This is a genomic window from Providencia hangzhouensis (assembly GCF_029193595.2).
GTDB lineage: Bacteria > Pseudomonadota > Gammaproteobacteria > Enterobacterales > Enterobacteriaceae > Providencia > Providencia hangzhouensis.
Genome location: NZ_CP135052.1, coordinates 679382 through 698862 on the forward strand (window position 1 = coordinate 679382; position 19481 = coordinate 698862).

The window sequence follows — 19481 nt, forward strand, 5'->3', positions numbered from 1 at the left end:
TCCGTTATCTTGAGAAATTGAATCATCTGATAACAATAAATGTGCTTCTTCATAGGCACAAATAATGAGAATGGCATAATGAGAGAAGTTCGCGAACTACAACGAGATGAAATCCCATCTGTTTGGTCTATCGACCGCACTGAATTAATTGAAAACCTTTATCTGTATCAAAATGGCGAATTGGTGCTATCCAAACAACGGTTTGATATGAAAGGTTGGCCAGAAGGTGAACCTGAAGCCTATACCCCTCATTTGTTGGAAGGTTATGACCAAGGGGCGATATTTCTTGGGGTTTTTGAGCAGGGCAAGCTAATTGCTGCCGCAAGTTTAGATAATGTGTGGCGCGGTGAGCAAAAAAATTTACTGCAATTATCTTTCCTGCATGTGAGCCACTCGTACCGTGGCCAAGGTTTAGCAGGGATGTTATTCCAACAATGCGCTGAAATAGCGATGCAAAAAGGGGCAAAGGGCTTATATATTTCTGCGACGCCTTCAGAAAATACAGTGCATTTTTATCAACACCTAGGCTGCACCTTAATTGCACAGCCTGATCCTGAATTATTTGCATTAGAGCCCGAAGATATTCATTTTATTTATCTATTTTCGTAAGTTTTTATTTTGTAAAATAAGTGTTAATTTATAGGGAGTGGAATAAAAAAAGCATTGAAATTTACTAAAAACTAGATATTATTGATAATCATTATCATTTAAGAGTGTTGAGGTCACTATGCCAACTAGCATATCAAAAACCACAGGTTTAAAGCGTATAGGCGCTGGCCTTTGGGGAGTCTTTGCTGTGATATTGTTGAGCATTGCTTATGTACTCAATAATATGGGCTTAGATAATCTAAAAATCATTATGATTATCATGATGGTAGCAACTGCAGGGATGTTATTTAATCGCGGTTCTCGTCGTTTATTGATTATCCCAGCTGTGATTTCACTTGCATGTTTTATGATGGCCTTTGTACTACAACGGTAGCTCTATAATCTAATTAATAATTAAATAGAACAGAAGAAAGTGGTATCGAAAGATATTGATAATTGAATGGTATTCAATATAACGGTTTATTCAAATGATTTACTATTGTCTTATAGTAAATAGTCAGATAAGGCAGTGTTAGCATTACAGAGAAGGTCAAAAGGGCAAGATGTTATAAAAAAATGACTGACCAGTGGTGCGAAAGGGGGGACTTGAACCCCCACGTCCGAAGGACACTAACACCTGAAGCTAGCGCGTCTACCAATTCCGCCACCCTCGCAATACTGTCACATCAATACTACTGTCACATCAATACTACATTAATGTGATTTATCCAAAGTTAGTGGTGCGAAAGGGGGGACTTGAACCCCCACGTCCATAGGACACTAACACCTGAAGCTAGCGCGTCTACCAATTCCGCCACCCTCGCAATACCTAACTAAACTTTGATTCATCAATGCTTTTAACCAGCAATAATGTGGTGCGGATTTTAGGCTAATTTCGACGAACGTCAATAATTTTTTTATGTAGTATTTTTGATTGATGAAAAAATGGCCGGTGAGGGTTCACCCGCCATTAAGTTGTATGAAAAATTGTGCTTTAGTCTAATTTATTCGCGAATAAATTAACGCTTAACCGCTTGGTAAACTTTGAATTTTCCCGTTTTGGCAAGTACTTCATGGCTACCAAATGCTTTATCGAGTAAATCAGGGTACGGTAAGAAAGCATTCGCGACGATCCGCAAACGGCCACCTTTTTTCAGGTATTTAGGGGCTTGGTAAATCATATTTTCAACCGCACGATAACTGGTGTTTAGGCCATCATGGAATGGAGGGTTAGAAATAATCCAATCAAATTTATCGTTAATATCTGAGTAAGCATCACTCGCGATGACTTCGCCAGCCAGTTTGTTTGCCTCAAGAGTGGATGCAGCGGAATCTAGCGCAGACGCACTCACATCACTTAAGGTGAGTTTTAGCTCTGGGTTTTGCGAGCCGAGAACTGCGGCGATCACCCCATTACCACAAGCTAGATCAAGCAGATCGCCGCTCATTGGATCAGTTAGCGTTGATAACAGTAGATCACTACCGATATCAAGCTCATTATGGCTAAATACCCCTGGCAGTGCGTTAATTTTAACATTATCAATCTGATAATGACGCCACCAGCGAGCAATATCAAAGGTTGTCGGTTGTTCTAATTCACCATAGTACAAGCCACAGCGGCGTGCTGAGTCAATTTTTTGTAAGCTAGCGATCCCTTCCATAATGGATTCGGCGCTTTTAACACCACTACGGTTTTCGCCAACGATAAAAATTTGGCTACCCGCAGCGAGGTGAGTACAGAGGTCATCGAGTTGGAAACAGGCTTCTTGCTTGTTTTTTTGCCAAAAATAAATGAGAGTATCGCAAGGCTGGATAAATTCCGCGGGTGTTGTGGCAGAGAATAACGCCATATCGCCCATTAACGGTTGTAAGCGTTGCCAGTGATGATACTGGTTGGTGATGACACGAACACTAGCTGCTTCTAAGGTTGCAGCGAGTTCATCCTGAATGTCACCAGCCAAAATGACATGACGATCTGTAAAATGTTCGAGATGGCGTTGAATAACTTCGCTGGCAGGTGTCAGTAATGACATATTCTGTCAATCTCCTAAAATAATAAAAAAACCGATGACCATCTTACCAAAGATAAGAGAAATAGCATTGCTCTGTTGGCGCTATTAATCCCCTTTGATAAGATGTGGTTGTAAAATTGCGACTGGAAAATCAAATGACACGACGTGACAGGCTTTTAGAACAAATGGGGATCACTCAATGGATGGTGAGAAATCCTGCCGTGTTACGTGGTGAACGTGGTGTAAGGATCCCAGCGTCGACTAAGCTTATTATTATTACTGATGAGAACCTTGATTTAAATAGCCAATTGCTAAAAGATATTTTTCTTTCCATGAATATTGCACAGGACGATGTGGTTTGTGTCAATTCAGAGCAATTAGGTTTAATCCCAACACCAATAATAACACCATGTTGGGTATTAGGTGATGAAATCCAGCCTGAAGGTTCAAAAGTCATGTTTACTTCACCTGTTTTGTCTGAGCTAAGTACAAGCTATAGCGCTAAACGGGCACTATGGAAACAAATTTATCAATATGATGAAAATTTCAACACTAAAGCAATCTGATCTCGCAACTGCTTACTTAATTGAAAAGTTAAGCCATGATTTTCCATGGACTGAGCGAGTTTTTTATGGGAACCAAGGGGAAAAGTACCATAACATAAAAATATCCGTTAATAATCAGATTATTGGTTATGCAATAACACAGTGTGTTCTTGATGAAGCGACTTTGTTTAATATTGCCATACACCCTGATTACCAAGGGAAAGGCTATGGCCGTTTGTTGCTAGAACAGCTCATCGAAGAACTTGTAAAGAAAGGCATTCTCACGTTATGGCTAGAAGTGAGGGAATCAAATACATCTGCTTTGCATCTATACGATAAGTTAGGTTTTCACCAAGTGACGGTACGTAAAGATTACTACCCTGCTAAAAAAGGCCGAGAAGATGCTTTAGTACTTGCTTTGACTCTATTTTCTGATGAATAAATTTAAGTAACGAATAATTTATTATTAATATAATTAAAACCCCAATATGTGTCATAACATATTGGGGTTTTGTGCTTTTATGGACGACTATTTTTCAATTTCAGGAAGAATAGGTTTATTAATTAGTTGGATATTATCTTTTAACTCTTTTTTTGCCGCAGCTTGTGCGTTAACTTCTTCATTGAGGCCTTTATATGTGGAATAACACATAATTAGCATCATGATGGATAACGGTACAGCCATGGCGACCAGTGCAGATTGCAAACCAGATAATCCGCCGGTCATAATTAGTACGATCGCGATTGCTGCAATAATGACACCCCAAATGGTTTTAGTGACATGAGACGGATTTGGGTTCCCATTTTCACTGACCATTCCCAGTACAAATACCGCCGAGTTAGCTGATGTGATAAAGAAAATCAGTACCAAGGCAATAGCTAAGACACTAATAAATGTCGATGCAGGGAAATAATCTAAGAACTTAAACAGTGCAGATGTGACATCGGTTTTTACAGCATCTGCTAGTGCGGTTTGCCCTAAGTTTTGAATTAAATGGATGGCAGAACCGCCCATAACTGCAAACCATGCAAAAGCACTTAATACAGGAATAAATACTGCGCCAATCATAAATTCTTTGATTGTTCTTCCTTTTGAAATACGAGCCACAAAGCTGCCAACTAACGGTGCCCATGCTATCCACCAACCAAAGTAAAACAGTGTCCAGTTAGCAATCCAAGTACCGTCATTATAGGGTTCAGTACGAAATGACATACTGACAAAATTTTGGACGTAATCACCAATACCTTGGAATAAAACTTTTAAGATAGTTTGGGTTGGGCCAGATAGAAAGATAAATGCCATTAATCCGAGAGCAAGTATGATATTTAAGTTTGATAGGTGTTTTATTGCCCCTTGTAACCCGGAAATCGTCGAAGCAATATAAACAACAGTAATAATAGCAATCAAACCAATTTGTACATAAATACTAATGGGCAATCCCCATAAGTAATTCATACCACTGTTAACTTGTAGTGTACCAAAGCCTAATGATGTGGCGATACCAATGACGACGGATAACATCACCAATATATTGATCCATTTCCCGACAGAGCCGTAGATCCGATCCCCAATCAATGGATAGAAAACAGAGCTGAGTGAAGATGGTAGTTTTTTTCTAAATTGGAAATAGCCTAAAGCTACACCGACAAGCGCATAACAGGCCCATGCAGAAACCCCCCAATGCAGATAGACATATTGCATGGCTGCTTTAGCAGACTGTTCTGTTGAACCTTGGCCAATCGGCGGGCTGATATAATAGGAAACAGGCTCTGCTACCCCCCAGAACATCAAACTTATACCAATTGAGGCACTGAATAACATCGCAATCCAAGTGACTGTACGGTATTCCGGTTTGTCATTATCATCGCCAAGGCGTATGTGACCAAATTTGGAAAAACCAAGAAACATACAGAAGCTGAAAAAGATAAAAACGGAACCTAGAATAAACCAACCTAGATTGTTATAGATAAAACTTAAGGCGGAATTTGAAAAAGCTTCCAGCTTATCAGGAATAAATGCACCAAAACTGATTAACGCTAGGCTAAAAGCTAGCGACACGTAAAATACGGATTTTTTGTTATTCATCATACCTCTTCTCCAGTTGCTCACTTATTTTTCTTTTATGAGAGTTGGCTTGCAGGGAATACTCGTTGTGTTTTAAGGATACTTTTTTATTAGATGCTACTTTTGGTTTACAAAGAATAGCCATGCAAAGATTGTGCAGTCAACAAGAAATTAACCAATTATTAACAGGTGAGTTAAGGGTGATTGGTTTAACTGATTGTTATTATTAATTTAATCGTTTTTGGTTAAAAAATTATCAATATTTCATTTGATCATTAATGCGATCTGCATTAACATTCCTAAAAAAGATGTTAACTATAAGTTTACATAAGTGAGGGCAATTATGAGCAATGCAGCTAAAGTCATTTCGATTAATGATCACCTTGATATTGATAACGCATGGACAATCCCTGCGCGTTATTACACGTCTAATGATGTTTTTGAGTATGAAAAAGAAAAAATATTTGCTAATTCATGGGTTTGTGTCGCTCATGTTAGTGAAGTAAAAGAAAAAAATTCCTATATCACTCGTGAGCTCATTGGCGAAAGCCTTGTGATTGTTCGTGGTCGTGATGATGTATTACGTGGTTTTTATAATGTATGTCCACACCGTGGACACCAGTTGATCAGCGGTGAAAGTGGCAAAGTCAAAAATGTGATTACTTGCCCTTACCACGCGTGGGCATTCAAGCTAGATGGCCAATTAGCACATGCGACTAATTGTGAAAATGTAAATAATTTTGAAGCCGATGCAATGTCATTAAGTAGCTTCCATGTTATTGAACATGCAGGGTTTATCTATGTAAATATGACTGTAGGTGATCCTCAGCCTATTGAAGAGCAACTTCCTGGCTTAGCCGAAAAAATGCAAGAAGCTTGTGGAGTCATTAGCGATTTAAAATTGGCAGCGCGTTTTGTTAGCCATACTCCTGCTAATTGGAAAACTATCGTTGATAACTATATTGAATGTTATCACTGCCCAACCAATCATGTGAGTTTCGCCAGTTCCGTGGATGTCAACGTATACGAACACCAATTATTGGATAATTGGACTGTTCAAATTGGCAAGGCAAAACCCTCTGAATCCTCCTATCAGTTTGATGAATCTGTTTTAGATCCACGTTTCTTTGGTTTTTGGATTTGGCCAAGTACCATGTTCAATATGCCTCCAGGCGGGGATTTCATGACGGTAATTTATGAGTTTCCAGTGAACGCAGGGGAAACCTTGCAGCACTATGATATTTATTTCCTCAATGAAGAACTGACCGAATATCAGAAAAACTTAGTGGAATGGTATCGCACCGTATTCCGCCCAGAAGATCTGCGCTTGGTAGAAAGTGTACAAAAAGGATTACGCTCACGGGGTTATCGTGGCCAAGGCCGCATTATGGCAGATAGGCAACGTAGCGGGATCAGCGAGCACGGCGTTGCCCATTTCCATAAAATCGTCGCTGGTGCGCACACTGAGTAATCACGTTATTTATTATAAAAATAAAAGGAGAAGTCACAAATGCATCATTTAACTCACCCTGCACTATTTCGTCAGTTATGTTACATCAATGGGCAATGGGTTGATTCAGATAAAAAAATCCCTGTGACTAATCCTTTTGACCAATCTGTGCTGGGAACGATCCCCAGCCTGTCTGCAACACAAGTGGATGAGGCGATTGAATATGCTCATTCTGCAATGGAAGGTTGGAGTAAGCTGACTGCTAAAGCGCGTTCTATCATTCTACGCCGCTGGTTTGAGCTGATTGAAGCCCATGTTGATGATCTTGGGCGTTTAATGACGCTCGAGCAAGGTAAGCCACTGAATGAGGCAAAAGGTGAAATTCGCTATGCCGCTTCCTTTATTGAATGGTTTGCGGAAGAGGGGAAACGTGTTTATGGGGAAACCATCCCGCAAACAGTGGGAAGTAACCGCATTTCAACGATTAAACAACCGATCGGTGTGTGTAGTGCGATTACTCCGTGGAATTTCCCCGCAGCGATGATCACCCGTAAAGCAGCACCAGCACTGGCCGCAGGTTGTAGTATCATCATTAAGCCTGCAACAGAAACGCCTTTTACGGCGCTTGCCTTAGCACAGTTAGCAGATGAAGCGGGCATTCCTGCTGGAATATTTAACGTCATTACTGGGGACTCTCGTGTTCTAGGCGAACGTCTAACTAAACATGAGCTTATCAGTAAATTTTCGTTCACCGGTTCAACGCAAGTTGGCCGAGTTCTATCTGAGCAGTGCGCATCGACGATTAAGAAAACATCACTCGAACTGGGAGGAAATGCGCCTTTTATTGTTTTTGATGATTCTGATATCGATAAAGCGGTAAAAAGTGCGGTTCAAGCCAAATTTCGCAATGGTGGGCAAACCTGTGTTTGTGTGAACCGTTTTTATATTCAAGATACGATTTTCGATGAATTTCAGACCAAGTTCGTTGCAGAAGTCGCCAAATTGCAAGTCGGTAATGGCCTTAAAGCGGGAATTGATATTGGGCCTATGATAACGACACGTGCTATTGATGGTATGAATGAGCTATTACAGGATGCACTAGCGAAAGGTGCACGCCAATTAACCTTAGGTAATGAAGTAGCGGAGTATGGCAATTTCTTTAATCCAAAAGTCCTTGTTGATGTTGATGACTCAATGAAGATTGTTCATGAGGAAATTTTTGGCCCCATTGCAACATTGATTCGTTTTAGTGATGAAAATGAAGTGATTACTCGCGCCAATAATACGATTTATGGCTTAGCGGCTTATTTCTTTTCTCGTGATGTGAGTCGTGTATATCGTGTAGCTGAAAAACTACAAAGTGGCATGGTCGGTATCAATACAGGCTTAATTTCTAATGAAGTTGCTCCCTTTGGTGGAGTGAAACAATCAGGTTTAGGAAAAGAAGGCTCTCGATATGGTATTGAGGATTATTTAAGTACTAAGTATCTGTGTTTAGATATTGAATGATGAGAGGGGCACTGTGATGAACCAACAAAAAATTGCAGTCAATGTCAGTCGAATTGAGCAAATTAGCCCAAATATTAAAATGTTCGAGTTTGTTGCACAAGAGGGCGCGCTAATGCCTTTTAGCGCAGGCAGTCACATTACCGTTCATATGGGCGAGCAGGCTGGTTTACAACGTGCATATTCGTTAATCAGCGACCCGCAGCAGTGTGGCAGTTATTGTATTTCTGTCTTGCGTGATGAAAACTCGAAAGGCGGTTCTGCATTTATGCATGAGCAGCTATCGCCAGGGGATAGCTTGTATCTGTCCCCAGCACAGAATTTTTTCTCGTTAGCACCGGATAACCAATGTAAGCATATTTTGATCGCCGGTGGGATTGGGATCACGCCTTTTCTCTCTTATCTCTATGAATTAGAAGAAAATGGAATGGATTTTGAACTTCATTACTGTTTTCGTGATAGTACAACGGTGGCATTTCTTGAACATTTACAACAGCGTATTGGCTCGCGTTTATTTCTTTATGACGGTAGCCAAGGGCAGCGAATGTCTGTCGAACAGTTAGTTAAAGCACAAGGAAGTAATAGCCATCTGTATGTATGTGGCCCTCAATCATTAATTAATGAGGTGATTGAAAAGGGTCATCAGCACCTGGGTGAATCACAGGTTCATTTTGAAAATTTTGGCGAAGTTGCCAGCGAAGGGGATTCATTTGAAGTCTATTTCCAACGCTCAGGCTTTAGTTTGGAAGTCGGTAAAGATGAGTCTATTTTGCAGGTAATCGAAGCAGATAAGCGCATTAACGTGGAATGTTTATGCCGTAATGGGGTTTGTGGAACCTGCGAAACGGCAATACTTGAGGGAGAGGCTGATCATCGTGACCACTACCTCGATGATGATGAAAAAGCTGAGCAGAAAACGATGATGTTGTGCGTTTCGCGAGCTAAATCTAAACGATTAGTCCTTGATTTATAATCAAAGTTGCCCCGCTTAGGCCATAAGTGGGGCAAAATACCTGTTTTAAATATCTTTTAATTCAAACATTAAAAAAGGCTGTTTTTCATCATTAAAGTGTTGATAAGCCGTAATTTGCTTGTCTTGAAATACGATTTGACCACGCCCTGTACGAAATACTTCATCTAACCATGGCTTATGGTTGATCACTAATTGATATAATAAACGTTGTAGTTCAAGGTAATCTATTTCAGTCGATTGATTGTGTAAGTTGCTGGCTAATATTTCGCCTGCTTTATCTGTAAATACGACTAAATGATTGAAATGAGATAATAATACATCAAAATAGCATTTGATTTTACGTAGGCGTAGTTCGGTATTCTTACGTTCGGTGTTGTCTAAACTGATCCCAACCAGCTTTGTCACTTTGCCATTAGGGCCTCTGACTCCTGTTGCTCGGGATGTGATCCAACGGTAATCGCCTTCCCAGTTAATTTTAAAATCCATTTCATGGGCACCGCCTTCACGAATAATTTTGGAATATCCATTAACCAATTTTTCTTTGGAGTCATGGCTCATTAAAGCCCAGAAATCTTCATTACTGGTGATTTTGATACCATAAACGGCTTCAACGTTGTCCGAGTAGTTCAATTCCCCAGTTAATAAGTCCCACTCCCAGGTCACGATATCTGCGGATTCTTGAAGATGGACTTCGTTGATGTTGCGCATGACGCCTGAATTGCTAACAGTGACTTGGTTATTGGTATACTCACCGTATTTCAACCATATCTTGTCGACATCCAATAACGTGGCGAGCTTTTCAAGATTATCTTCATCAATCATGCCGCCTTTCGTCCATTTGTTAACCGCCGTTCGGGAAACACCAAGGGCTTCAGCGGCTTTTAATTGACTCATTTTTTTCTGTTTTAGCAATTTCAACAAACGTTCTTTGAATGTCTCTGTTTCTGTCATCAATTCATGTTTACCTTATAACTTATGGAGTTAACTAAAAACCATGTGATAAGTGAGTAGCAAGGTATTGCTCTAGATTTTCGATAAAGACTCTAAGATTAGCACTCGTTCGGAGGCTTCTCGAATATACAGCATAAACATCTGCAGTTTGATGCCATTGCGGTAACACTCGTACTAATTGGCCTGACTGTAACTCAGGCCGCACACTCCATTGGGAGCGCAATAGGATCCCTTCACCACTTAAGCACCATTGCTTGGCGACTTCACCATTATTGACGGTTAATTTGCTATTGGGAGTGACCGTCATACTTTCTTGCTGGTATTCAAGCTTCCATACCGCGGGGGCTTGGTTACGTTCTTTAATCGCAATACAAAAGTGCTTTTGTTCCAGTTCTTGTGGGTATTTTGGGTAGCCGTGTGTTGCTAAGTAGGTTGGAGAAGCGCACAGAATACGCTGGTTCCGTGCAATTCGCCTAGCAATAAATTGCTCAGCTATCGTACCGCCAATACAGATATCAACGTCAATGTTTTCACTAATAATATCGACAGACTTATCGGTCAAAGTGAGATCAATGCCTAATAAAGGATGACTCCCCCGTAATGTGAGTATAAACGGGTTAATATAAGTACTGCCAAACCCTGTGCTACAACTGATACGTAGATTGCCGCGGATCTCTTCGCGACAGGCGTTGAGTTGTTGTTGCATCTGTTCCAGTTCAGCTAGCATCACTTCACTGCTACGTAAAATAATTTGCCCTTCGTGAGTCAGCTTAATTGAGCGAGCCGTTCTAAAAAATAAAGTTTGTCCTAAATTTTCTTCTAGCAACTTAATGCGTTTAGAAACATAAGCTGGGGATACCAACAGCTGTGATGCGGCTTGAGAGAAACTCATCAAACGGGCAACCGTGACAAAAACGCGGATATCCTCTAACGAAGGAAGCTTGTTCATAGTTTGTAAACCTAAGGATTACACTTCATATCTATACTTTATCACAGCAACCCCTAAACTGGAGAACAAACAGACATAATTCATTTATCAGAGGTTTTCACAATGTCACAATTTAACATAGCGGTTATTCCTGGTGATGGTATTGGTACTGAAGTGATCCCTGAAGGATTAAAAGTATTAGCAGCGGCAGCCAATAAACACAATGTAAAACTTAACTTTACCCATTTTGATTGGTCGTGTGAAACCTATCACCGTACAGGGCGTATGATGCCTGAAGATGGTTTAGAACAATTAAAAAAATTTGATGCGATTTTTCTCGGTGCGGTAGGGTTCCCTGGTGTTCCTGATCATATTTCGTTATGGGGGCTGTTATTACCTATCCGTCGTGCTTTCAACCAATATGTTAATTTGCGTCCTGTTCGTTTATTTGATGGCATTAAATGCCCATTAGCAGATAAAAAACCGGGAGATATTGATTTTTATGTCGTGCGTGAAAATGTTGAGGGGGAATACTCTGCGATTGGCGGTATTCAGTACGAAGGTACGGATGAAGAAATGGTACTGCAACAAAGCGTTTTTACCCGTAAAGGTACCGACCGTATCTTAAAATATGCTTTTGATTTGGCGCAGTCACGTGAGAAAAAACATTTAAGTTCAGCGACGAAATCCAATGGGCTATTTCATTCAATGCCTTATTGGGATAGCCGTGTAGCCGAAATGGCGAAGCAATACCCAGATATCAAAGTTGACCAATTTCATATTGATATCTTTGCTGCAAACTTAGTGAGAATGCCAGAGTTCTACGATGTGATTGTAGGGTCAAATCTATTTGGCGATATTTTGTCTGATTTAGGGCCTGCTTGTACGGGAACTATTGCGATTGCACCCTCGGCCAATATTAACCCAGAAAAACAATTCCCATCGATGTTTGAGCCTGTTCACGGGTCAGCACCTGATATCGCAGGGCAAAATATTGCTAATCCGATTGGTACGATTTGGGCAGCCGCCATGATGATGCAGCATTTGGGATGTCCTGAAATGCATGATTCGATTATGTCCGCAGTAGAAACAGCGATTAAACAACGCCAACATTTGACTCGTGATATGGGCGGCGATGCCAGTACGCAGGCGTTAGGGGATGAAATAGCCCGTTTGGTCAGTGCTTAGTTGATGCATAAAGACGGTGTTTATTGAGTCAATTTAGTGAGCCATCGAGGGACTGTTTTGCCTGTTCCTCGATGCTTTGATTGTTAATACCCCCAAGATCTGCGAAAATATCCGCCAATTTTGATTAACAAGACGGATTTGCGACGCCAAGAGCCACATTGAGCCTCTTCGAATGCTTATACAAATCTGTATATAAACGAAAAGAACGGTTAAATGACAGATCAGAACTTTCTCCATGAAGTTAGCACACGCAGAACGTTTGCTATCATATCCCACCCCGATGCGGGTAAAACCACAATAACCGAAAAAGTGTTATTGTTTGGGCACGCTATTCAACGTGCTGGTACGGTAAAAGGCCGTGGCTCTAACCAACACGCTAAATCTGACTGGATGGAAATGGAAAAGCAGCGTGGTATTTCGATTACCACCTCTGTTATGCAGTTTCCTTATAATGATTGTCTTGTTAACTTATTGGATACCCCAGGTCACGAAGACTTCTCTGAAGATACTTATCGTACATTAACGGCAGTTGACTGCTGCTTGATGGTCATTGACTCGGGTAAAGGGGTTGAAGACCGGACACGTAAACTGATGGAAGTCACTCGTCTACGTGACACTCCAATCTTAACTTTCATGAATAAGTTGGACCGTGATATTCGTGACCCAATGGAATTAATGGATGAAGTGGAAAATGAGCTGAAAATTGCTTGTTGTCCAATCACATGGCCTATTGGTTGTGGTAAATTATTCAAGGGTGTTTATCATTTATTACGTGATGAAACAATCCTATACCAAACAGGCCAAGGTCACACTATTCAAGAAGTCCGTATAATTAAAGGGCTGAATAACCCAGATCTTGATGCTGCCGTAGGTGATGAATTAGCGGCACAGTTACGTGATGAGTTGGAATTGGTTCAAGGGGCATCTCATGAATTTGACCATGACGCATTCTTGCAGGGTGAATTAACCCCTGTCTTTTTCGGAACAGCGTTAGGTAACTTTGGTGTTGACCATATGCTAGATGGCCTAGTGGAATGGGCTCCTCAGCCACAACCGCGCCAAACAGATTTACGCCAAGTTAATGCGACAGAAGAAAAGTTCACCGGTTTCGTATTTAAAATCCAAGCAAATATGGACCCGAAACACCGTGATCGTGTTGCGTTTATGCGTATTGTTTCAGGTACTTATGAAAAAGGCATGAAACTACGCCAAGTGCGTATCAAAAAAGACGTGGTCATTTCTGATGCTTTAACCTTTATGGCGGGGGATCGCTCTCAGGTCGAAAACGCCTATGCAGGGGACATCATTGGGTTACATAACCATGGTACGATTCAAATCGGTGATACCTTCACACAAGGTGAAGAGCTCAAATTTACGGGTATTCCTAACTTTGCCCCTGAATTATTCCGCCGTATTCGCTTACGTGATCCGCTAAAACAAAAACAACTGTTAAAAGGCCTCGTTCAGTTATCTGAAGAGGGTGCAGTACAGGTGTTCCGCCCGTTAACTAACAATGATTTAATTGTTGGTGCGGTAGGTGTGCTGCAGTTTGACGTGGTGGTTTCGCGTTTGAAAAGCGAATATAACGTTGAAGCTATTTATGAAGCCGTTAACGTTTCTACTGCGCGTTGGGTTGAGTGTGATGATGCGAAGAAATTCGAAGAGTTTAAACGCAAAAATGAGCAAAACTTAGCCCTTGATGGTGGCGACAACTTGTCTTATATCGCACCGACTATGGTGAATTTGAACCTGACTAGTGAACGTTACCCTGACGTTAAATTCCGCAAAACACGCGAACACTAATTGTGTTTATGACCCACGACTAGCATAGTTAGTGGGTCATCTTATTTCGAACTTCATTTAAAGCAACTTTCCCTGTTTTTTTATGCTTATCATCAAGAATATTCTGTCTTTATCACCTTTCTCTTTATTTTTTATGTTTTTTTACTTAGGCTATATTATTCGTTGTCCATTGCAGTGAAAGGAAGGTTTTTATGAAAAAAGCAAAACTATTGAGTTTGTTAGGAGTTATTGGGTTGAGCTGGGCGCTCGCGGCTTGTAGCTCATCATCAGATAGCGCTTTGAAAAAACAAGCCTCAGAAACCTGGGACAGTGCATCTAAGACCGTTGAAATGGCAGGTAAAGATACTGGGAATGCCATTTCGAGTGGCGCTAAAAACACCGGTGACTACATTGATGACTCCGCGATTACGGCGGATGTAAAAGGAAAATTACTGGGTACGAAAGGTATTTCGAGTAACAGCGTATCAGTAAAAACAGTCAATGGTGTTGTTTACTTATCAGGCTTTGTTAAATCAGCCGATCAAATTGATAAAATTACCCAAGTGGCATCGCAAGTCAATGGGGTAAAATCAGTACAAAATGGTTTAGTCATCGCTAACTAATCAGTAAATAAATGTCTCAATAGCTCATATTGCTGAATATTTATTGTACAATGCGGATAGAATGGGCTTTCAAAGGGAAGCTCATTCTGTTTTTGAGCTATTTAAAGTGAACTTCTGTCATTCAGAGGCATTATGGGAAAACACGTTTCAGTTACACTCGGCACGATTGAGCCGCTTGCATTCTTTGATAATATCAACTCGGGAAAAACTGCCCTGATTTGTGAAGGTGGCGGTCAACGAGGAATTTTTACTGCGGGTGTACTGGATGAGTTTCTTATCTCTGATTTCAACCCTTTTGACCTGATGATAGGCACTTCAGCTGGGGCTCAAAATCTTTCTGCGTATATTTGTGGGCAAGCAGGTTATGCACGCCGTGTGATCACGCGTTATACGACTAATTCGGCATTTTTCAATCCACTGCGCTTTATCCGCGGCGGTCATCTGATTGATTTAGATTGGCTCGTCGACACCACAGCAAAGGAATTCCCATTACGTATACAAGCAGGGCTCGATTTATTAAATTCAGGCCGTGAATTCTATATGGGAGCAAGCCGCAGTGATGATTTTTCCGCTGCTTTTCTAAAGCCTGACGCAGACAACTGGCTCGATATTATTCGTGCATCCAGCGCTATTCCGGGCTTTTATCGTGAAGGTGTCGAATTTGATGGCACGCTTTACCAAGATGGTGGCATTAGTGCTGCTATCCCAGTTGAAGAGGCATACCGCCGCGGTGCAGAGACTATTGTGGTGATCCGTACCGTTCCTTCCCAAATGTATTTTACCCCTGAATGGGTGAAAAGAATGACTCGGTGGCTGGAAGGGGATAAAAATGGCCTACAACGTATGGCCGCGATGCTAAAAGTTCATCTGAAAAGCTACCGTAGAACACAAGAATTTATTGAAAACCCACCAAAAGATGTACAGGTCTTTGAGATTTATCCACCTGTTCCACTGAAAAGTAGTGCGCTGGGTAGTAAGGTATCTTCGCTTAATCAAGATTACCATACGGGGCGCCGGTGTGGTCGCTATTTTATTGCAGCACTGGGTGATGCCTTTGACCACAACACAAATCGCTTTAGCCATACTTTGGCACAGAAAATTGAGTCTAACCCATTAGATATTCAGCTTGAGCCACAAGTACCGAATGAGCTCATTCCTGAATTGGCGGCGGAGCCTGTTACCTCAATGCCTTTGGCCGCAATATCCGCAAATGAAAATCGTGATGGCTAAACGTCAATTTATTGATACTCATTGCCATTTTGATTTCCCACCTTTTAGTGATTCCTTCACTGAAAGTTTGCAGCTTGCTCAACAAAGTGGGGTGAGTGATATTATCATTCCTACAGTGAGTATGGATAATTTTGCACGAGTTTGGCAACTGGCACAGCAGTACCCGCAGCTGCATGCCGCTATGGGGTTTCATCCGTTATATTTGAGTCAGTTTCAAGAGCAACATATTGATATATTGACTGATTATCTAGCTAAAAAGAATAAAAAGTGTGTGGCGATAGGGGAGATTGGGCTTGACCTCTATATGCAAAACCCGCAATTTGAGCGCCAGCAAGTGGTGTTGTCCGCACAATTAAAGTTAGCGAAACAGTTTGATTTACCAGTTATTTTACATTCACGTAAAAGCCATGACCCATTAGCTGCGATGCTACGTCGTTTTGATGTCCCAGCTCGTGGCGTTGTGCATGGTTTTGCCGGCAGTCTATCTCAAGCCCAAGCCTTTGTTAAACTTGGCTATTATATTGGTGTTGGTGGCACAATTACTTATGACAGAGCGAATAAAACTCGCCATGTGATGTCGCAACTCCCTTTGACTTCATTATTATTCGAAACGGATGCCCCTGATATGCCAGTTTCAGGTTTTCAAGGCGAACCAAATCGTCCTGAACGTATTGAGTGGGTTTTTCGTTCATTATGTGAGCTTCGCCACGAATCCCCTGCAGAAATAGCCCAACAACTTTACAACAATAGTTTGTCGTTATTTAATCTCACCAAGTAAAATCGCATACGGAATCATAAATAATATTTATATAATTTCACTAATTGGCTATTAAAATCTATTTAGTTTTTATTGTGCTTAATTGGGACTTTAGTGCCTTTACAGATTAAACTGAATAGTTTTTGTGACTTTTGTCACATTATGTGAATTTTTGTTGTTTATTGCAGTATGTATTTGTGATGAGTATTGCGGGTTATTGGTGATGACTAGGTATAATCATCAAATTAAGAGTCAAGGTGACTTACACGTTTCCTTATATATCAACCTAAAATAAAGTGAACAGGGATCCTTCCATGCAGCTCATTATGAGTATTATCGGAATGGCGGTACTTATCGCGATAGCTATTCTATTTTCCAGCAATCGCCGAGCAATTAGACTACGCACAGTTGGCGGCGCATTTTTAATTCAATTAGCCATTGGTGCATTTGTTCTTTATGTTCCAGCGGGGCGTAGTGTGCTCCAAGGGATGTCTGACGCGGTTTCTAAAGTTATTGGATATGGTCAAGATGGGATGAGCTTCATCTTTGGCGGCCTTGTTTCCGATAAAATGTTTGAACTGTTTGGTGGCGGTGGCTTTATTTTCGCTTTCCGCGTTTTACCAATTATTGTTTTCTTCTCATCATTAATTGCTGTCCTTTATTATTTAGGGATCATGCAGTTAGTGATTAAAGTTCTTGGTGGTGGTCTGCAAAAAATATTGGGAACCTCAAGAACAGAATCGTTATCTGCAACAGCAAATATTTTTGTTGGGCAAACGGAAGCACCATTGGTTGTTCGCCCTTATATTGCAACAATGACGACATCAGAGCTGTTTGCCATTATGTGTGGTGGTTTAGCTTCTGTAGCGGGTTCAGTTTTGGCCGGCTACGCCCAAATGGGTGTACCAATGGAATACCTGATTGCTGCCTCCTTTATGGCCGCTCCAGGTGGTTTATTATTCGCCAAACTGATGGTTCCAGAAACAGAAGATGTAAAAGATAGGGTTGATGCGACAGATTTAGTCGCTGAAGATGAACGCCCTGCCAATATCATTGATGCGGCCGCTTCTGGGGCATCATCAGGGATGCAACTAGCGCTGAACGTGGGGGCAATGTTATTGGCCTTTATCGCTTTGATTGCATTGATCAATGGCATCTTAGGTGGTATTGGTGGCTGGTTTGATTATCCACAATTATCACTGGAATTATTATTAGGTTGGCTATTTGCCCCAATCGCATACTTGATTGGTGTGCCGTGGAGTGAAGCGACAATTGCCGGTTCTTTTATCGGCCAAAAAGTTGTTGTGAATGAGTTTGTCGCATTCATGAACTTCGGTGAATACATGAAAGCGGATGCTGAAGTACTGGCGGCAGGTAAACAAGTGCTTTCCGACCATACTAAAGCGATTATTTCGTTTGCATTATGTGGTTTTGCTAACCTTTCATCCGTCGCTATCTTACTCGGTGGTTTAGGCGGAATGGCGCCAAATCGCCGTGGTGATGTCGCTCGTTTAGGTATGAAAGCGGTTATGGCTGGTACCCTGTCTAACTTAATGAGTGCAACCATTGCTGGCTTTTTCTTGACGTTAGGCGCAGCAGCCGTAATTTAATTTATATTTGCTATCAGCTAATCCAATTAAACGGAAGGGGATTAATCCTTCCGTTTTCATTTTGATTCGTTATATTCTTTTATGACTTTTTATATCAATCGTAAATTTTCAACTATTCTTAACTTAGTCAATCAATGATAAAGAAAATATTGAAAAAGCCATTTGAGAGAAGAATTGATGGCGATAGATGGTATAATTTGATCTATATCACATTTTTTATTTTAATAATGTAACATTCAGTCGATTAATGTGATTTGTAGCACATAAAATGGCATCATTCCATGGTCAAATAGGCATTAGTAAGCTGCTATGGAACTGCTAGTTCTCAGAGTCTAGGACTCTAGGGCATGATGCGGTGAGAAGGATCTCAGCTGCTCAGTTCGGAAAGAATCCGACTAGCATCTTTAAGGAACCAAGCCCGCTCGCCAACAAAGAACGTGTCGTTCTGAAGAATTAACAACGTTGGAGAGTTATATGACTGATTTAAAAGCGGCCGCACAACGCGCGCTGTCACTTATGGATTTAACCACTTTAAATGATGACGATACTGATGCGAAAGTCATCGCACTGTGTCATCAGGCGAAAAGCCCAGCAGGCAATACCGCTGCAATCTGTATTTACCCTCGTTTTATTCCCATTGCACGTAAAACATTACGTGAGCAAGGCACTCCAGATGTGCGTATTGCAACGGTTACGAATTTCCCACACGGTAACGATGATATTGATATCGCATTAGCTGAAACCAAAGCAGCAATTGCTTACGGTGCGGATGAAGTTGATGTTGTTTTCCCTTATCGTGCGCTGATTGCCGGTAATGAACAAATTGGTTTTGATTTAGTGAAAGCCTGTAAAGACGCTTGTGCGGCTGCGAATGTGTTGCTGAAAGTAATCATTGAGACAGGTGAGTTAAAAGATGCAGCACTAATCCGTAAGGCTTCTGAAATTTCAATTAAAGCGGGCGCTGATTTTATTAAAACCTCGACAGGTAAAGTACCTGTTAATGCAACATTAGAAAGCGCGGAAATCATGATGCAAGTCATCCGTGATATGGGCGTTGAAAAAACAGTCGGCTTTAAACCTGCTGGTGGTGTACGTACCGCAGAAGAAGCAGCAGAATACTTAGCGTTAGCGGGACGAATTTTAGGTGACAATTGGGCAGATAGCCGCCACTTCCGTTTTGGTGCTTCTAGCCTATTAGCAAATTTATTAAATACGCTAGGTTTTGACGTTAAAAAATCAAGCAGCAGTTATTAATTTTCGCAATATTGTTAGC

At 41.1% G+C, this 19481-nt stretch carries 18 protein-coding genes and 2 tRNA genes; 14 read left to right on the forward strand and 6 right to left on the reverse strand.

Annotation, left to right across the window (positions count from 1 at the left end):
• The first annotated feature begins 78 nt into the window (after nt 1–78).
• Nucleotides 79–609: a GNAT family N-acetyltransferase gene (locus PZ638_RS02890; protein ID WP_196725609.1), complete on the forward strand. Its 531-nt coding sequence runs from the start codon at nt 79–81 to the stop codon at nt 607–609.
• A 118-nt stretch (nt 610–727) separates the two neighbouring features.
• A complete protein-coding gene (locus PZ638_RS02895; RefSeq protein ID WP_004905763.1) occupies nt 728–982 on the forward strand; it encodes a DUF1435 family protein in 255 nt (84 codons plus the stop codon).
• Nucleotides 983–1176: 194 nt separating this feature from the next.
• Here the strand turns inward: PZ638_RS02895 and PZ638_RS02900 are convergent.
• The 3 genes from PZ638_RS02900 to rsmC form a co-directional block, all read right to left on the reverse strand.
• A tRNA-Leu gene (locus PZ638_RS02900) sits at nt 1177–1262 on the reverse strand.
• 64 nt (nt 1263–1326) lie between these two features.
• Nucleotides 1327–1412 (reverse strand) — tRNA-Leu (locus tag PZ638_RS02905).
• A gap of 195 nt (nt 1413–1607) precedes the next feature.
• Nucleotides 1608–2621, reverse strand: a complete 1014-nt coding sequence (rsmC, locus tag PZ638_RS02910) for a 16S rRNA (guanine(1207)-N(2))-methyltransferase RsmC (RefSeq protein ID WP_196725610.1) — start codon at nt 2619–2621, stop codon at nt 1608–1610.
• A gap of 134 nt (nt 2622–2755) precedes the next feature.
• Here rsmC and PZ638_RS02915 point away from each other — a divergent pair, with 134 nt between their 5' ends.
• On the forward strand, nt 2756–3166 hold the full coding sequence (locus PZ638_RS02915) for a DNA polymerase III subunit psi (RefSeq protein ID WP_036958569.1): 411 nt from the start codon (nt 2756–2758) through the stop codon (nt 3164–3166).
• Complete coding sequence (gene rimI, locus PZ638_RS02920; protein WP_094962719.1) at nt 3135–3587, forward strand: ribosomal protein S18-alanine N-acetyltransferase; 453 nt, start codon at nt 3135–3137, stop codon at nt 3585–3587. The genes PZ638_RS02915 and rimI overlap by 32 nt, the downstream gene beginning before the upstream one ends.
• 87 nt (nt 3588–3674) lie before the next feature.
• Here rimI and PZ638_RS02925 read toward each other — a convergent pair whose 3' ends face one another.
• The gene (locus PZ638_RS02925; protein ID WP_196725611.1) at nt 3675–5234 is read right to left on the reverse strand and encodes a BCCT family transporter; all 1560 of its coding nucleotides are present in this window, start codon (nt 5232–5234) and stop codon (nt 3675–3677) included.
• Between the two features lie 319 nt (nt 5235–5553).
• Here PZ638_RS02925 and PZ638_RS02930 point away from each other — a divergent pair, with 319 nt between their 5' ends.
• The 3 genes from PZ638_RS02930 to PZ638_RS02940 are packed head-to-tail and all read left to right on the forward strand — an operon-like array spanning nt 5554 to nt 9139.
• Nucleotides 5554–6681 (forward strand): aromatic ring-hydroxylating oxygenase subunit alpha, encoded by a 1128-nt coding sequence (locus tag PZ638_RS02930; RefSeq protein ID WP_094962720.1) that lies wholly within the window; start codon nt 5554–5556, stop codon nt 6679–6681.
• A gap of 39 nt (nt 6682–6720) precedes the next feature.
• Nucleotides 6721–8169: an NAD-dependent succinate-semialdehyde dehydrogenase gene (locus PZ638_RS02935; protein WP_272674253.1), complete on the forward strand. Its 1449-nt coding sequence runs from the start codon at nt 6721–6723 to the stop codon at nt 8167–8169.
• Between the two features lie 16 nt (nt 8170–8185).
• Nucleotides 8186–9139: a PDR/VanB family oxidoreductase gene (locus tag PZ638_RS02940; protein ID WP_272674250.1), complete on the forward strand. Its 954-nt coding sequence runs from the start codon at nt 8186–8188 to the stop codon at nt 9137–9139.
• Nucleotides 9140–9184: 45 nt separating this feature from the next.
• Here PZ638_RS02940 and PZ638_RS02945 read toward each other — a convergent pair whose 3' ends face one another.
• Together PZ638_RS02945 and PZ638_RS02950 are read right to left on the reverse strand one after the other, a co-directional pair.
• Nucleotides 9185–10090, reverse strand: coding sequence for a helix-turn-helix domain-containing protein (locus tag PZ638_RS02945; protein ID WP_004905746.1), 906 nt, complete (start codon nt 10088–10090; stop codon nt 9185–9187).
• Between the two features lie 34 nt (nt 10091–10124).
• Nucleotides 10125–11039 (reverse strand): LysR family transcriptional regulator, encoded by a 915-nt coding sequence (locus PZ638_RS02950; RefSeq protein WP_172766799.1) that lies wholly within the window; start codon nt 11037–11039, stop codon nt 10125–10127.
• Nucleotides 11040–11141: 102 nt separating this feature from the next.
• Between PZ638_RS02950 and PZ638_RS02955 the strand changes: the two genes are divergently transcribed.
• The 7 genes from PZ638_RS02955 (at nt 11142) to deoC (ending at nt 19462) form a co-directional block, all read left to right on the forward strand.
• Nucleotides 11142–12206: a tartrate dehydrogenase gene (locus tag PZ638_RS02955; RefSeq protein WP_094962724.1), complete on the forward strand. Its 1065-nt coding sequence runs from the start codon at nt 11142–11144 to the stop codon at nt 12204–12206.
• Between the two features lie 213 nt (nt 12207–12419).
• A complete protein-coding gene (prfC, locus tag PZ638_RS02960; protein ID WP_094962725.1) occupies nt 12420–14009 on the forward strand; it encodes a peptide chain release factor 3 in 1590 nt (529 codons plus the stop codon).
• Between the two features lie 191 nt (nt 14010–14200).
• Entirely contained in the window at nt 14201–14611 is a 411-nt protein-coding gene (locus tag PZ638_RS02965; protein ID WP_004905738.1) for a BON domain-containing protein, read from the forward strand.
• Between the two features lie 132 nt (nt 14612–14743).
• Nucleotides 14744–15841 (forward strand): patatin-like phospholipase family protein, encoded by a 1098-nt coding sequence (locus PZ638_RS02970; protein ID WP_004905737.1) that lies wholly within the window; start codon nt 14744–14746, stop codon nt 15839–15841.
• The gene (locus tag PZ638_RS02975; protein ID WP_036958567.1) at nt 15834–16619 is read left to right on the forward strand and encodes a TatD family hydrolase; all 786 of its coding nucleotides are present in this window, start codon (nt 15834–15836) and stop codon (nt 16617–16619) included. The genes PZ638_RS02970 and PZ638_RS02975 overlap by 8 nt, the downstream gene beginning before the upstream one ends.
• A gap of 305 nt (nt 16620–16924) precedes the next feature.
• On the forward strand, nt 16925–18208 hold the full coding sequence (locus PZ638_RS02980) for a NupC/NupG family nucleoside CNT transporter (protein WP_172412291.1): 1284 nt from the start codon (nt 16925–16927) through the stop codon (nt 18206–18208).
• 474 nt (nt 18209–18682) lie between these two features.
• Nucleotides 18683–19462: a deoxyribose-phosphate aldolase gene (gene deoC, locus PZ638_RS02985; RefSeq protein ID WP_094962728.1), complete on the forward strand. Its 780-nt coding sequence runs from the start codon at nt 18683–18685 to the stop codon at nt 19460–19462.
• The last annotated feature ends 19 nt before the right edge of the window (nt 19463–19481 follow it).